The sequence below is a fragment of the Larkinella humicola genome (genome assembly GCF_008727875.1).
GTDB lineage: Bacteria > Bacteroidota > Bacteroidia > Cytophagales > Spirosomataceae > Larkinella > Larkinella humicola.
Genome location: NZ_VTWS01000001.1, coordinates 1357094 through 1370434, shown reverse-complemented (window position 1 = coordinate 1370434; position 13341 = coordinate 1357094). Strand labels below are relative to the sequence as shown.

Genomic DNA, 13341 nt, shown 5'->3' with positions numbered 1-13341 from the left:
CATGACGAAGACAACCACCTCGGCGGAAACGCCGATCGGGGAAGGACTGTCCCTATCCCAACCCCTCGACCCGGCCCTGAGCCGGTCCACCCCGGCCGCTTTGCAGGCCATCGACCTGACCCAGCCGCTGCCGGATCTGGATAACGCGACTTTGATTCCGCTGGATCTGGCCTCAGAATATTGGTCACCCGAACGTCCGGGAGAAGAAAAGCGGGTCTTTTTTGTCAAACTCGCCACGTCGCTCGTCAAACCGGCCGACGATTCAGATGAACTGATTCAGTTGGAATGCGCCTATTTTCTCGAAAAAGTAAATGGGGAGGTGCGCCAGATCCGCAACGGCAGTAAGCGGCTGGTCGGAACGCTAGCCGATGCGGTCGATCAGGGTTTTGTCACACAGGGTACGCCCATGCTTTTGACCTATATGGGGAAAAAGCGCAATCGGACGAATAGCTTTTCGGCGGATGTATTCTCGGTGAAACCATTACGGGTTAATGTTGGAGCCTGATGGAAGAGATCTGGGAAAATATTGCCGGGTATGAAGGCTATTACCAGGTAAGCACCATGGGTAGGGTCCGGTCATTAGACCGGACCATCAACCGACGGAGTGGATTGCCAACCCAGCAGAAAGGGGAGATCAGTAAGTTTTTCAAGCGGACGTATCTGTATGTGGGCCTGAGTAAAAACGGGAAACGCAAGTTCCGTGATATTCATCGCCTGGTTGCCGAGACCTTCATTCTCAATCCACTTAACAAGCCGATGGTGAATCACATCAACGGCAACAAGCTCGATAACCGGCTCGAAAACCTCGAATGGGCAACCGCTTCCGAAAACCAGGTCCATTCCAACCGAATCGGTTTGGCGAACCAGAAAGGCTCCAGAAATCCCAGCGCGAAGCTTGATTTAGCCCAGGCTCTTGAAATTCGACGGCTAACCAAAAGCATGTCCCGAAGTGAAATCGCAAAGCGGTTTAACATATCACCTCGCAACGTCAGATCAATCGAACTAAGAGAAACCTGGAACTATGAACCTGCATGATATTGACTTAGAAGGGGCGGAGCTGGGCGATGAACTCAACCACCTGGCGTTTGACCCGGCGGACTACTGTGATCTCAACACGGTGGTCCGCACGCTCCGCACCCGCCGGAAGATCGCCGGGGTTAACCTGCCCGATCTGGCCGTTAATGGGGAGGTGATCCGCGATTCATTCGGCCGGTACCTGGCCACGAAACACCTCTCCAGCTCGGTGCTGAAGGAGGTCTACAAAACGCCCCTGCATTTCTACTGCGCCATGAACGAGCCTGCCGCCAAACGGCAGTCGAAAGCCTTCGACCTGGGGACATTCTGTCACCTGGCGTTTCTGGAACCTGACCGGTTCCGCAAAGTGGTGGTGGAACCCAAAGCCTTGGGTTCTACCACGGAAGGCGTCGACAAGTTGCTGCGGTTCTGGGAGAAGAAGCTCGAAAACGAACGGGTAGGGGATGGCCGCTCGCTGGTCAACTACTGCCGTCGGCTGGTGACCAACCGGAAACTGAGCCTGGCGAAGATCGACGGCAAACGGCAGCTGCTACAGCTGTACCGGGAACGTTCGGGATTTGCGATCGTCGATCACCACACGGCGGAAGTCATCAAGCTCATCAAGCGCCACTACTACGCCTACGGCGGGGGGCTGCTGCCCGACCTGTTGGCCGGATCGATCCCGGAATGCTCGTTTTACGGCCACGACCCCGCCACCGGGTTGCCGGTGAAAATCCGCCCGGACGGCATCGTACTGGAAGAAAACGCGGGGGCCAACCTGATCATCAGCTTCAAGACCACCTCGGCCGACAGCATCGGCAAGTTTGCCTACGATGCCGCCAAATACAAATACCACCTGGCGGAAGGCATGTACCTGGAAGTGGCATCGCAGGTGACCGGTCGAAAGTTTACCGGCGTGGTGACGGTGATGCTGCAAACCGTCCCGCCCTACCTGCCCGCCGTGTTTTGGTGGGATGCCGAGCACCTGGCCAACGGCAAATACCAGTACCACCAGGCGTTGCAGACCGTGAAGGCGTGTCACGAGTCGGGTTTGTACCCGGGTTTCGATGCCTTTGCCGAGTCGCCCGACGATCGGGGACTGATTCCGCTGAGCCTGCCGGAGTGGGTGCTAAGGGAAACACAACCGATCGGGATATGAACGAATACCCGCTGCCATATCACCAACGGATCTGTCCCAACGCCCTTTAAAATATTCGGTGCGGCTTTACCACGAGCCGGGAGGGTGGCCGCCCCCCGTAAAGTCCAACCATAAGGAATCCCCGGGCAGCCGCAAACGATGCCATGTCCAAGTACCTGGGATTCTGGAGTGTGCGGTATTTGAACATTAGCACATGGTCGGGAAAGGCTGACAGCCGGAAAGACGGCAATTTTTCAACCTTTATTCACTCGTCATCATGTCCGATTTACGCGAAACCATTACCTACCGGCACTACTACACGCCGGAAGAACATTCCGAGAAAAGCCAGCAGCTGGCGACGGTGAACATCCAGAAAGTGGAACTGGAAGACGAAAAGAAAGCCATCACCTCGGAGTACAAAGCCAAGATCGATGCCCACCAGTCGCAGTTGAACCTGCTGTCCCGCCAGGTACACGACCGGTTCGAAACCCGGACGATTCTGGCCGTCAAACGGAAAAATTTCACCGACCGGATCTGGGAATACATCAACCCGGACAGCGGGGAAATCATCAAAACCGAGCCGCTGACGGGCCGGGATCTGCAATACGACGTGCCGCTGAGCGACGAGGAGCTGCCGGGGGCTACCAGCCAGGACGATAGCCCGATTGAAGGGGAGGACCTGGAAAACGGCGTAGAGCCGGACGCTACCGAATACCTTCCCGCCCTGCTGCCGGGTCAGCCGGAGGATCCGCCGAAGCTGCTCGGGACCGGCGAGGAGCGGGACGATGCGGGAACGGGAACGGCGGACCTTCCCGGCCCGAAAAAGCGGAGACCGAAACCGAAAAAGCCGTAACCCATGCAGTCGAAAAAAGGCAGTTTTACCGAGGCCCTGGTCAGTACGCTGGTGGGTTATGTCGTCTCCCTCGTCTGCGCGCCGGTGATCTTCTGGGTGTGTGGCGTAGCGATCAAACCCACGCAGCTGGGCTCGGTAACCGCCCTGTTTACCGTCGTGTCGGTGCTGCGAGGGTACCTGATCCGGCGGTATTTCAATGGCCGAATTGTGAAAAAAAATCCACCCAAATCGTAGCCCTGCCACCGGTACCACCGGGGCAGGCTGCATCGCCCAACATGAACCGATTACTCTGCGGGGATGCCCTGCGCATCGTGCCGACCTTCGACGAAGCATCGCTGGATGCCGTCATCACCGACCCACCCTATTCGAGTGGCGGTACGTTTCGCGGGGACCGCATGCAAACCACCACCAAAAAATACCAGCTTACCGGGACGAGCAAGACGTACTCCGATTTTTCGGGGGACAACCGCGACGGCCGCAGCTGGGCGTTCTGGTCGACGCTGTGGATGAGCGACTGTTTCCGCGTCCTGAAAACCGGTTGCCCGATCGTGGTTTTCTCCGACTGGCGGATGCTGCCGCTCTGCACAGATGCCCTGCAAGCCGCCGGATTTGTCTGGCGGGGCATTGCCGTCTGGGACAAAACCGAAGCCGCCCGGCCCGACAAAGGCCGGTTCCGCGCCCAGGCGGAATACCTGGTCTGGGGCAGCAAAGGCCCCATGGCCGTCGACCGGCTCGACGGGGCCGAAACCCGGTGTTTGCCGGGTGTTTTTCGCGCGATCGTCCGGCAGGACGATAAGTTTCACCTGACCGGCAAGCCTACCAACCTGATGCGGCAGGTCGTCAAGATCTGCGCGCCGGGCGGGACCATCCTCGATCCTTTCATGGGATCGGGCAGCACCGGCAAAGCGGCCCAGCTGGAAGGGTACCCCTTCGTGGGCATCGACCTGAGCCAGCACAATGTCGACATCGCCCAGGCCCGCATCAACGGGAAAACGCTTCCCTCGAGTACCCCCACGCTTTTTACGTCTGACCCATCACCCACTGGTTATGAAATTTGATTATTCCGCTTCCATTACCCATTTCTGGGAAGAGGCTCCCGATCAACCCGGCTATAAATACGTGTATGCAGCGGTGTTCTGCGCCATCATCCAGCAGATCAAAGAGGGCGGCAACCGCTCCATCAACATCAATTTTAACCGCGTCAATGCTCTGTTAAAAATTCCCCAGGACACGTACCTGGATTCGCTGAAATGGCTCAACGAAGCCGGGTTCTGGCAGTATTTTCCGGGTAAAAACCGCTTCCGGGAGGCTACCGTTTACATTCCGGTTCCCGAGTGTATAGAACCCGGAATTCCGGGTTCTAATGGGGGTGCTATGGGGGGCGCTACCGGGGGTTCTATGGGGGGTGCTAAGGAGGGTTCTAATGGGGGTGCTACGGGGGGTGCTACGGATTTTTCACCCCCCCACACCCCCCCTTTAGAAGTAAAAAATATTTTACCTACCAACCCACCTGTTTCTGAGCCGGTGGGTGGGTCGGTGGGTGAATCGATTTCCCATTTTGAAAAACAGGGGAGGGGCTACAGCATTCCGACCAACATTGACCTGACCGAAGACGAACAGCAGGACCTGGTGGCGGCCTTCGGAAAAAGCAAGCTGACGCGGGCGCTGCTGCTGGTCTCGTCGTTCAAACGCAAAAAAGGCGGTTCGCTGGCCACCTCGGATTTTACCAATGTCGTGGAGTGGGCGGCTCAGGCGGTCGACCGGCAGGATGCCGAAGCCGAGCAGTGGCTGAAAGAGCCGGTTGGGGGGCGGCAGCTCGTTCACCCGGCCACCCTGACGGAATCGGGTCGTCCGCCGGTAACGGGTGCCCCCAAAGCTCTTTACGCCCTGATGAATTCATGATGAGCACGCCACGCCCCAACCCGGCCCTGACGAGCCTGAACGCGGTTCCGGTTCAGGATGCCCAACTGGAAGCCTCCATCTTGGGGGCGATTTTGACCGAACCCGCGTACTACCCCACGGCGGCCCGGTACCTCAAATCGGCGGAGGTGTTTTACCAGGCCGAACACCAGGACGTTTGGCGGGCCATGGAACGGCTGGCCGAGCGCAGCGTCCTGCCGGGACTGATGGACGTCACGCTGGCGCTGCGGGAACAGAGATCCCGGATCTCGCCCGCCTTTCTGCTCGATCTGACGGCCGGTCCCGGGCTGCACCTGAATTTCGAGCAGCGCTGTGTGAGCGTGTTCGATCTGCACCACCGGCGCAAACTCTACCAGGCGTCAATTGGACTGGCACGGGATGCCTTCGATCTGTCCGTCGACAGCCGGGAAGCGGGCAGTAAGTTCCGCCGTCGGCTGGAGGAAATGGAGCTGGCCCTGCCGGATAAGAAGATCCGGACGCTGACGGAAAGCGCCAAAGAGATTCTGCGGGAAATGGAATCGGAAAAGCCCCCGTTCATTCGCAGCGGGATTCGGGCGTATGACGACGTGATCGGGGGGTACGAAAACGGCTGTTTTTACATCATTGCCGCCCGGCCCTCGATGGGCAAAAGTGCGTTTGTCTGCCAGAACCTCGACGGCATTGCCGTTCAGCAGAACATTCCCGCCGGATTGCTTTTGCTGGAAGGCAACGACAAAGCCATGCTCCGCCGGATGTGTACCCGGTACGGGGGCTTCAGTGTCGATGACATCAAACAGAAACGCATCACGCCCGAGCAACTGGAGAACGCCCTGGCCCGGGTGCATACCGCCCCCGTCTTCATCGACGATACGCCCTGTACGCTCGACCGGATGGAATCGCGGATCATCCGGATGGTGCTCCAGGGGGCCAAAATTGTTTTCGTCGATTACCTGCAAAAGATCCGGGATCACCGGCCCAAAGTGCAGCCGACCGATACGGTTTCGGCCATCAGCGGAGGACTGAAGGATCTGGCCAAAACCCTCAACATTCCCATCGTGGCGCTCTCGCAGCTCAACCGGGGCAGCGAATCCCGGTCCGGCTGGGACAAACGCCCGGTCATGGCCGATCTGCGGCAATCGGGCGAACTGGAACAGGATGCCGACATGATCGCCTTTCTGTTCCGGCCCGAATACTACGGCCTGAAAGAATACCCGGAAGTCGGGTTCTCAACGGCCAACCTGACGGAAGTGCTGATTGCCAAAAACCGGGAGAGTGCCATCCGCACCGGCGACGATGCCGTGGTCCTTTACCACCGGCTGGCGCAGTCGGCCTACTACAGCAGCAAAGGCGAATTCGAGCAATCCGCGTATTCCATGCACCTTCAATCCCCTTTTTAACCATGAACAAACACCACGAAAACGTAAGCTGGGCCCGTACGTACCGCCCGTCCCTGGGCCAAAAGCTGGGTTTCTGGGTCGGCCTGGTGCTCTACCCGGTGATCTGTCTGTACCGGCTGCTCAAACGACAGCTGCGATGATCACCATCATCACCATTCCGCAGGCGCTGCCGAGCCTCAATGCGATCCGGAAAATGCACAAGGGCGATTACAAAAAGCTGCGGGATATGCTTCAGCAGTATGCTCGGATGACGACCCGGTACCGGCACCCGGGCCGGATCACGATCGAGTATTACCGGTACAGCCCGGGGGTGCTCGATTTCGATAATCTGGCCGGATCGGGAAAGATTTTACTGGATGCCTGCCGGTTTGCCGGACTCATCATTGACGACCGGCCCGGTATCCTGCTCCGGCCGCATTACGAAAACATCAAAATCAAACGGGGTGAACAGCCCCAATCCGTACTGAAAATCATTGATCTGGATTGAAATGAAACCAACACTCATCGAAGTCATCGAAGAACTGGAATACGAACTCCGCAAAAAGCAGGAGGTATTTCCGGCCTGGGTACGCATGGCGAAAATGACCCAGAAGAAAGCTGATCACCGGATTGCCTGCCAGCAGGAAGCCATTCGGCGCATGAAGGAATTGCAGGCCAAAGGAGAACAGACTCACCTTTTTGTATCATGAGCAAGGGCACCCCACTCACCTGCATCGACAAAACGATCATGTCGGTTTCGTTCGACCAGAACGAAATCCTGCAAAACATCGTGACGCTGCATTGTCCGGCCGGAATCGACTGCGATGCCCCGGACGGATACGGCGGCTTTTACCAGACTATTCCCCGGCCCCGGTACTGCTTCGACATCGCGCCGAAAAAACCGGAAGCGGTGCCGTGAAGGGCGGAGGCATCAAGGCTCGCCCCGTGATCGAAACCACTACCGGGAAGCGGTACCCGTCGGTGGGGGGCGGCTGTGCAAGCACCGGGTGTTCGTCGACTCGGCTGATGGCGGTTCTGAGTGGAAGCCAGGTGTCGACGAATGAGTTGGTGTTTTAATACGAGGAGTAGTCCAACAATGCCGGGCAATCAACTGGCGTTTTCGGTACCTTGATTGGTTGACCGGGTTTTTGATCTGAATTGAGATTCAGGAAGTTAAAATAAATCACATTTCTTAACTCCACGTTTTATGGGCTTCGACCGCAGGCTAATAATAGTTAGTTTTTCCGGGGGCAAATCGCCGGCTATGATGTGCGACCTGCTTAAGACGTTGCCGGAATATTGGAATCGAAAGAAACCCTAGGTATAAATAACTTACTGTCTAATTTCAAAACATCTTCAATTCTTATCTGTTGATTTTTCATAAAACACTTTAATTAGGCTGTATTAGCAGTTTTATATATGATCCTTTATCATATAACAAGTGCGCAGCAATAAAATTTTTCAAGTTTTATGAACCAGTCTATCCCCTCATCCAAGGCAACTCGAACGACCCATTTTTATATCCTTCTGGTGACCCAGTTAATTTTAGGGATTGGAGGGATTCAGGGCGGATGGCGTTTAATCGCGGACCCTACAGGCGGCTCCCTGGGGATCCCTACGGAGATTTTAAGAAGTTTGCCAACTGCCAATTTTTTCCTGCCAGGAGTGTTTATTCTGCTGATGTTCGGCATAGCGCCAATGTTTCTGGCTTATGCGCTCTGGACAAAATTGCCCTTGCCATCAGCCGAAGCAGTGGTCAAAGATTACCCCTGGGCCTGGGCGGCTTCAGTGGGGTTAAGTATCTTATTGCTTATGTGGACCGGTATTTTATTTTGCCTGTTGGGCTACCGCATTTACTATCAATTGATCGATGGGCTGATGGGGTTGGTCCAGTTGAATTTGCTGTTGATGCCTTCCGTGCGAAAGTCCATGAGTCGATAGGAGTACCGCTTGTATTAAAATACTGCGTAAATTATGTATTGCCGTTGTTCTGAGTTGGAATCTGAACAGCTTTAGTGACCTTAACCAGTGTTCCTACATTTAAAGCGATAAACCGTCGTTTGGCATCGTGTCGATTGAGAGCGGCCAGATGCATGTCCCGGATTTCCTCCCCTTTCAAGTAAGTGATTTTGTAATTCTTCGTCAGCACGGCTTTTAACTAGAAAATGGTTCCTGGGCTATTTGACGATCAATTAAGGTGCCAGTTTAACGATGTGATAAAAAAAGTCGATGGTACAAAATGGATGTGTAGTTCAACAAACCTCCGAAAAAAAGAAGGGGGCGTGACACAATTGTCAGGTACTCGATAAAACTTTGTCAAAGTTTATCAATTCATAAGCTGAAATGCCAAAATAGTGACAAACAGGTTCAGTATAACCATACCTAGAAGCCAATAATACTTATTGCGTTGAAGGCCGGGTAATCCACGACAAAAAATAAGAATAATAGCAATCAAGAGGACATTGAGAATAATGCTGAGATGGTACATCTTTTGAAAATAGAGACCAACCGAATGAAGGTCGTATTCAAAGTACAGTAGGGCAAAAGAAGTGCCAAGATTTTAAGTCTAACAAACCTCCGAAAAGTGAAAGTCGAATTACTAAGGGACAGACTGAGCTATGAACAGGAAATGGTTGACTGGCTCAATAACTGGCATCCTGCTAATCGCGAGGATTTGCTGGAAATCCTGAAGCGTGAACTTGATGAAAAACGAACTGCGGGCGGTGACAGGCTCATAAATTTCGAATTCCACAAAAACGGAAATGTGGTTTTATTAAATAATTCCTATTGATCTGCGGGGCCATTCTGTCGCCTGATCGTAGATGACACTAAATCAATTAATTAAACCTCCAATTCAATCCGTTGCATATGGAATGAATAAACGCTCATACATCGTTGATTTAGGTTAGGCTAAGCCCGCATATAAGGCTTTCAGGTATGATTTATGACTTTCCAGAAAGGCTTGCAGCGATTCGGGTTGGATGCCGTAGCCAGCAGCCTCTTGTGGGTCAATTCTATAACCTTCCACGTTCTGCCAGATGTAGGGTTCGATTCCCCAGTTAAACAAGCCGCTTGAGACTGCTTCCTCCTCGGTGAGACTGGTGGCTTCAAAACGTTTGCCGATCACGGCGGACAGCGCTTCGGCCACCTCGGCCATCGTGAGTTTATCCCCCACCAGTGACAGTTCTTTGTGGTTGAATTTCGCCGGGTGGGTAAAGGCTTCGGTAGCAAAGCGGCCAATATCCTGCCCCGTTAACCAATCAACTTTGGTGTCGGATGCGATGGGCGTGTTCAGCTTGCCTTGGGCCATCATAGGGAACATGACGGCATCCCGGGGGGGGAGCAGATTCTCCATTAAATACGGAGGCTTCAGAATGGTCCAGTACGGGAAGCCCGCGGCTTTAACGGCCTCGATAGCAGCGGTTTTTTCTTGCCAATATAATGGCTCCCAGCGGCCTTTGTCCCAGTCTACAAAGTGTTCTTGCTCCCCGGCCCGCGCCACCGAGGTATGCACAAACTGCTGCACGCCAGCAGCCTTGGCGGCCAAAACCAAATTGTTAGCATGCCGCGTTTCTTCCCCCTTATTACCGGGGTGGCTACCCATTTGTACGGAGAAGACCCCGGTCGCCCCTTGTGCCGCCTTGGTCAACCCTGCCAAGTCGTCGAACGTAGCCTCGACCACCTCGACCTGTTTGGCCGCTAAGGCTTGGGAGGCTTTACTGTTCTTATCGCGCACTATCGCTCTGATGGCGAAATTACCTTTCGCTATTAAGGCCGTAACGACGGCCCCACCCTGGAGGCCAGCGGCACCCGCTACCAGAATGACTGATTTCTGAATCTGATTCATGTTCGTCGGTTAAATTTCCGTAAATTTACACCGTACTGGTTTACAAAAGATGCCAGTTACCTAAAGGATGCCAGATATACAACCGGACAAAGCCACCGTTGCGCAGCAAATACGCCACCTTCAGGATACCCTGTACGTAGTCAACGGGAAGTGGAAGCTCCCCATCCTGGTAGCTGTTCACCAAGGCAACAGCCGCTTCCGCGACATCCAGCGGAGCGTGCAGGGTATCACCACCAAAGTCCTATCCACGGAACTCAAGGCCCTGGAACAGAACAAGCTGGTGGTGCGGAAGGTGTATGACACTTCGCCCCCCACCGTGGAGTACACGACTTCTTCGTATTGCGATACCTTGCAGACTATGATTTTGGAAATGATTGCCTGGGGTAAAAACCACCATGACCGGATTCGGGAAGAGTAAGGGTGTTATCAGTCTATTAAAACCTCCGATTTATGAGGGATTTAATTGTGGCGCAAACAGGCTTCACACTCAGCGAGAGTTTCAAATGGAACGACCCCTCCGCAACCACCCCACACAAAAGATTTACATACCTTTTCTGATGGATCATAATAATATCTGGTAAAGGCCGCAAAGCATGGTCCACTTTCCGGTTTGAGCTCGCATCGGGGTGATTTTATACTATCCTTCTCACAACCAATAAGAGAGATAGCAATTAGTACGAAGGCAGTTATTGGTTTCATGAAGTTACTAAGCTAAGAGTCTTTGTCCATTAAGAGTCTTTTCAAGTAACCAGGGTTGTAAATGGAAAAGAAAAAATGAATTCTAACAAACGTCTAATTTCAATACATCTTCAATTATTATCTATTGACCTTTTATAAAACACTTTAATTAGGCTGTATTAGCAGTTTTATATATGATCGTTTGTTGAGAATAGTTCTTAAAAAAGTGCATCCTAATAAGGCCCGATCGACCGAAATACAAAAAGACACCGGTTAATTCATTACTCGTAGCCTGGTAAGAAAACGCTAAACGTGGCTCCCTGACCAGACTGACTTGAGGCTGTAATAGCCCCCCCATGATTGGTCACCACCTTCTCACAAATCGCCAGCCCGATGCCAGTGCCGGCAAACTTGCTTTTGCCATGCAAGCGCTGAAAGACCTGGAAAATGCGATCCAGATATTTCTCCTCAAAACCAATCCCGTTGTCCACTACGTCAATCCGATAATAGCCGCTGACCGGTCGGTGGGGCGTAAACCCCTTTGGTAAATCACTTGCTAACACCCAACTCGACAGGATCTGAATCCTTGGATCAACGCCGGGCTTAACAAACTTAAGGGCATTACTCAACAGGTTCTGGAACAACTGGCCTAGCTGGGCGGCATCACCTGGTAACATAGGCAACGGCCCCACTTGAATCTGAGCTTCTGTTTGCTGAATCGTCCAGTCTAATGTATTGAGCACGGTGGCAACAATGGTTTGGAGAGAGACGGGAGCACTTTGGTCGCGAAGGGTGGAAATTCGGGAGTAATTCAGCAGGTCCCGAATCAACGTCGACATCCGAGAGGCCGATATTTGCATCCGCTCCAGATACATCAGTGCCTCACCAGCGGGGTCTGTTAAATACGTTTTTAAGAGATCACCAAACTGCTGAATCTTGCGTAGAGGCTCTTGCAAATCGTGGCTGGCAATGAAGGCAAAGGTTTGTAGGTTGGCATTCGAGCGAACCAACAAGCCATTGGCTTCGGCTAAGGCCTGGTTATTGATCGCCAATTCGTGGTTAGCCGCCGCCAGCTCCTCCGTGCGCTGTTGCACCTGACTTTCCAAATTTGCCAACAACTGCCGAAGCTGCTCCTCACTTTGGCCCAGGGCGGTCTCGGTGCGGGACCGTTCCAAGACCGTCCAGGTACGTTCCGCCGTTTCCTGGATCAATTCAACCTCCGACAAAGTCCAGGAGCGAGCCTGGATACTAAGTATCGTCAGCGTGGCAACCCATTGCTGTTTCTTAACCAGAGGAACGGTGATATAGGCTCCAATCTGAGCGGCTTGCAGTTCCGCTCGTTCGGCCAGTGTATGGACGGGATCCATGGCCACATCGGCAACTACCTGCACCTGACCCCCTCGGTCGGAATCAAGTGATTTTACGCCCAAGGTCATTGAGCGAAAGGTATCCATCCGGAGTGGTTGATGGCTGCCATGGACCGCGTGAATGATCACTTCCTGCCCGGTCATTGGTATAAACTGAATCTGGGTATTGCCAAGGTATTGCTCCAGCAACCGGACGGACGTCGTTTGGATCTCAATCGGATCCGCTAAGGCCTGCAGCGCATCACTCAGGGCGAGTAAAAATGCCTGTTTCTCCTGGTTTTGGCGTAGCGCTGTCGTCAGCTCATATTCAGCTGTCATATCCAGATTTGTCCCCATCAGTTCCACGGGGCTTCCCTTCGGGTCGGTTACCACATGGAAACGGGAGCGAATATGGCGGACGCTTTGGTCCGGATGGATGACCCGATAGCTCAGGCCGAAGGGTAGGCCCCGGGCGATACCCGCCATCACCTCGGCTTCCGTGTGGGCCAAATCGTCGGGATGAATGCTGGACATCTGTGCCTGGGCTACGTTGGCTAGATGTCCCGGAGCCAGACCGATTAGCTCCGCTCCCCGTGCATCCAGATACCCCTCATTGGTCAGCAGGTTCCAACTCCAGGTGCCCAGTTGGGCAATATCCAGGGCCAACTGTAGGCTGACTTTGCTTTGTTGCTGGGATTCTTGGGCCTGTCGACGGGCGGTGATGTCGTCATAATGGACCACAAACTGGTCATTGCCATAAAAAAAGGCCGTCATTTCAAACCAGCGGTCCAATCCAGGCATGAACCGCTCAAAGCGAATAGTTTGTCCGCTATCGATGAGCTGCTGGTAGGTGTCGAACCACGCTGGGTCAAGAGCGGGGAATACGTCCCGAGCTGTTTTGCCAACGGCCTCTTGAGGAGGGACACCGGTGAGTTTTTCAAATGCCGGGTTCAGCTCCAGGAATCGGCAATCGATCATTTTACCGGTTTGATTCTTAATGGTTTGGCAAAGGGCAAAGCCGGTGTTTATCGCTTCGAAGAGTCGGCGGTATTTTTGGTCTGACCAGTCCGGGCCTTGGGAGTTCTCTACCGCCTGGTGGCTTAGAGGTGAATCTGTAGGCTGAGCTAGATGCTGTTTGCTCATGGTAATCGGAAAAGAGCCTTTGATAGCCATCTTTTATGGAAGCCAAA

At 53.7% G+C, this 13341-nt stretch carries 19 protein-coding genes; 16 read left to right on the top strand and 3 right to left on the bottom strand.

All coding sequences use genetic code 11. The features are described 5' to 3' along the window. Window position 1: 1 nt before the first annotated feature. From F0P93_RS05920 to F0P93_RS05860, 15 genes are all read left to right on the top strand, one after another. Complete coding sequence (locus tag F0P93_RS05920) at window positions 2-505, top strand: hypothetical protein (protein ID WP_150875395.1); 504 nt, start codon at window positions 2-4, stop codon at window positions 503-505. Further along, entirely contained in the window at window positions 505-1035 is a 531-nt protein-coding gene (locus F0P93_RS05915) for an NUMOD4 motif-containing HNH endonuclease (protein WP_150875393.1), read from the top strand. Before F0P93_RS05920 ends, F0P93_RS05915 begins: the two co-directional genes overlap by 1 nt. Next, complete coding sequence (locus F0P93_RS05910) at window positions 1022-2173, top strand: PD-(D/E)XK nuclease-like domain-containing protein (protein WP_150875391.1); 1152 nt, start codon at window positions 1022-1024, stop codon at window positions 2171-2173. Before F0P93_RS05915 ends, F0P93_RS05910 begins: the two co-directional genes overlap by 14 nt. Before the next feature lie 256 nt (window positions 2174-2429). Then, on the top strand, window positions 2430-3005 hold the full coding sequence (locus F0P93_RS05905; RefSeq protein ID WP_150875389.1) for a hypothetical protein: 576 nt from the start codon (window positions 2430-2432) through the stop codon (window positions 3003-3005). Between the two features lie 3 nt (window positions 3006-3008). Next, a complete protein-coding gene (locus F0P93_RS05900) occupies window positions 3009-3239 on the top strand; it encodes a DUF7220 family protein (RefSeq protein WP_150875387.1) in 231 nt (76 codons plus the stop codon). Between the two features lie 41 nt (window positions 3240-3280). Then, window positions 3281-4063, top strand: coding sequence for a DNA-methyltransferase (locus F0P93_RS05895; RefSeq protein WP_150875385.1), 783 nt, complete (start codon window positions 3281-3283; stop codon window positions 4061-4063). Further along, window positions 4053-4907, top strand: coding sequence for a hypothetical protein (locus tag F0P93_RS05890; RefSeq protein WP_150875383.1), 855 nt, complete (start codon window positions 4053-4055; stop codon window positions 4905-4907). Before F0P93_RS05895 ends, F0P93_RS05890 begins: the two co-directional genes overlap by 11 nt. Further along, entirely contained in the window at window positions 4904-6301 is a 1398-nt protein-coding gene (locus tag F0P93_RS05885) for a replicative DNA helicase (protein ID WP_150875381.1), read from the top strand. Before F0P93_RS05890 ends, F0P93_RS05885 begins: the two co-directional genes overlap by 4 nt. Before the next feature lie 2 nt (window positions 6302-6303). Continuing rightward, a complete protein-coding gene (locus tag F0P93_RS31445; RefSeq protein ID WP_191908736.1) occupies window positions 6304-6441 on the top strand; it encodes a hypothetical protein in 138 nt (45 codons plus the stop codon). Then, entirely contained in the window at window positions 6438-6788 is a 351-nt protein-coding gene (locus tag F0P93_RS05880) for a RusA family crossover junction endodeoxyribonuclease (protein WP_150875379.1), read from the top strand. The genes F0P93_RS31445 and F0P93_RS05880 overlap by 4 nt, the downstream gene beginning before the upstream one ends. 1 nt (window position 6789) lies before the next feature. After that, window positions 6790-6990, top strand: coding sequence for a hypothetical protein (locus F0P93_RS05875; RefSeq protein ID WP_150875378.1), 201 nt, complete (start codon window positions 6790-6792; stop codon window positions 6988-6990). After that, complete coding sequence (locus F0P93_RS05870) at window positions 6987-7199, top strand: hypothetical protein (protein WP_150875376.1); 213 nt, start codon at window positions 6987-6989, stop codon at window positions 7197-7199. The genes F0P93_RS05875 and F0P93_RS05870 overlap by 4 nt, the downstream gene beginning before the upstream one ends. Then, complete coding sequence (locus F0P93_RS31440; protein WP_191908735.1) at window positions 7196-7357, top strand: hypothetical protein; 162 nt, start codon at window positions 7196-7198, stop codon at window positions 7355-7357. The genes F0P93_RS05870 and F0P93_RS31440 overlap by 4 nt, the downstream gene beginning before the upstream one ends. A gap of 393 nt (window positions 7358-7750) precedes the next feature. Continuing rightward, window positions 7751-8221: a hypothetical protein gene (locus F0P93_RS05865; protein WP_150875374.1), complete on the top strand. Its 471-nt coding sequence runs from the start codon at window positions 7751-7753 to the stop codon at window positions 8219-8221. Window positions 8222-8864: 643 nt separating this feature from the next. Beyond that, the gene (locus tag F0P93_RS05860) at window positions 8865-9071 is read left to right on the top strand and encodes a hypothetical protein (protein ID WP_150875372.1); all 207 of its coding nucleotides are present in this window, start codon (window positions 8865-8867) and stop codon (window positions 9069-9071) included. A 114-nt stretch (window positions 9072-9185) separates the two neighbouring features. On the opposite strand, the gene F0P93_RS05855 is transcribed toward F0P93_RS05860, so the two are convergent. Then, window positions 9186-10127, bottom strand: coding sequence for an NmrA/HSCARG family protein (locus F0P93_RS05855; protein ID WP_150875370.1), 942 nt, complete (start codon window positions 10125-10127; stop codon window positions 9186-9188). 67 nt (window positions 10128-10194) lie between these two features. On the opposite strand from F0P93_RS05855, the gene F0P93_RS05850 reads away from it, so the two are divergent. Continuing rightward, complete coding sequence (locus tag F0P93_RS05850) at window positions 10195-10545, top strand: winged helix-turn-helix transcriptional regulator (protein ID WP_150875369.1); 351 nt, start codon at window positions 10195-10197, stop codon at window positions 10543-10545. Between the two features lie 41 nt (window positions 10546-10586). On the opposite strand, the gene F0P93_RS05845 is transcribed toward F0P93_RS05850, so the two are convergent. Continuing rightward, window positions 10587-10826: a BPTI/Kunitz domain-containing protein gene (locus tag F0P93_RS05845; RefSeq protein WP_150875367.1), complete on the bottom strand. Its 240-nt coding sequence runs from the start codon at window positions 10824-10826 to the stop codon at window positions 10587-10589. A gap of 260 nt (window positions 10827-11086) precedes the next feature. Beyond that, the gene (locus F0P93_RS05840) at window positions 11087-13324 is read right to left on the bottom strand and encodes an ATP-binding protein (protein WP_150875365.1); all 2238 of its coding nucleotides are present in this window, start codon (window positions 13322-13324) and stop codon (window positions 11087-11089) included. Window positions 13325-13341: the final 17 nt, after the last annotated feature.

What these genes read in the sequence shown, in the direction of transcription:
- F0P93_RS05920 (WP_150875395.1), top strand. Translation starts at nt 2, where the DNA reads ATGACGAAGACAACCACCTCGGCGGAAACGCCGATCGGGGAAGGACTG.
- F0P93_RS05915 (WP_150875393.1), top strand. Translation starts at nt 505, where the DNA reads ATGGAAGAGATCTGGGAAAATATTGCCGGGTATGAAGGCTATTACCAG.
- F0P93_RS05910 (WP_150875391.1), top strand. Translation starts at nt 1,022, where the DNA reads ATGAACCTGCATGATATTGACTTAGAAGGGGCGGAGCTGGGCGATGAA.
- F0P93_RS05905 (WP_150875389.1), top strand. Translation starts at nt 2,430, where the DNA reads ATGTCCGATTTACGCGAAACCATTACCTACCGGCACTACTACACGCCG.
- F0P93_RS05900 (WP_150875387.1), top strand. Translation starts at nt 3,009, where the DNA reads ATGCAGTCGAAAAAAGGCAGTTTTACCGAGGCCCTGGTCAGTACGCTG.
- F0P93_RS05895 (WP_150875385.1), top strand. Translation starts at nt 3,281, where the DNA reads ATGAACCGATTACTCTGCGGGGATGCCCTGCGCATCGTGCCGACCTTC.
- F0P93_RS05890 (WP_150875383.1), top strand. Translation starts at nt 4,053, where the DNA reads ATGAAATTTGATTATTCCGCTTCCATTACCCATTTCTGGGAAGAGGCT.
- F0P93_RS05885 (WP_150875381.1), top strand. Translation starts at nt 4,904, where the DNA reads ATGATGAGCACGCCACGCCCCAACCCGGCCCTGACGAGCCTGAACGCG.
- F0P93_RS31445 (WP_191908736.1), top strand. Translation starts at nt 6,304, where the DNA reads ATGAACAAACACCACGAAAACGTAAGCTGGGCCCGTACGTACCGCCCG.
- F0P93_RS05880 (WP_150875379.1), top strand. Translation starts at nt 6,438, where the DNA reads ATGATCACCATCATCACCATTCCGCAGGCGCTGCCGAGCCTCAATGCG.
- F0P93_RS05875 (WP_150875378.1), top strand. Translation starts at nt 6,790, where the DNA reads ATGAAACCAACACTCATCGAAGTCATCGAAGAACTGGAATACGAACTC.
- F0P93_RS05870 (WP_150875376.1), top strand. Translation starts at nt 6,987, where the DNA reads ATGAGCAAGGGCACCCCACTCACCTGCATCGACAAAACGATCATGTCG.
- F0P93_RS05865 (WP_150875374.1), top strand. Translation starts at nt 7,751, where the DNA reads ATGAACCAGTCTATCCCCTCATCCAAGGCAACTCGAACGACCCATTTT.
- F0P93_RS05855 (WP_150875370.1), bottom strand. Translation starts at nt 10,127, where the DNA reads ATGAATCAGATTCAGAAATCAGTCATTCTGGTAGCGGGTGCCGCTGGC.
- F0P93_RS05850 (WP_150875369.1), top strand. Translation starts at nt 10,195, where the DNA reads ATGCCAGATATACAACCGGACAAAGCCACCGTTGCGCAGCAAATACGC.
- F0P93_RS05845 (WP_150875367.1), bottom strand. Translation starts at nt 10,826, where the DNA reads ATGAAACCAATAACTGCCTTCGTACTAATTGCTATCTCTCTTATTGGT.
- F0P93_RS05840 (WP_150875365.1), bottom strand. Translation starts at nt 13,324, where the DNA reads ATGGCTATCAAAGGCTCTTTTCCGATTACCATGAGCAAACAGCATCTA.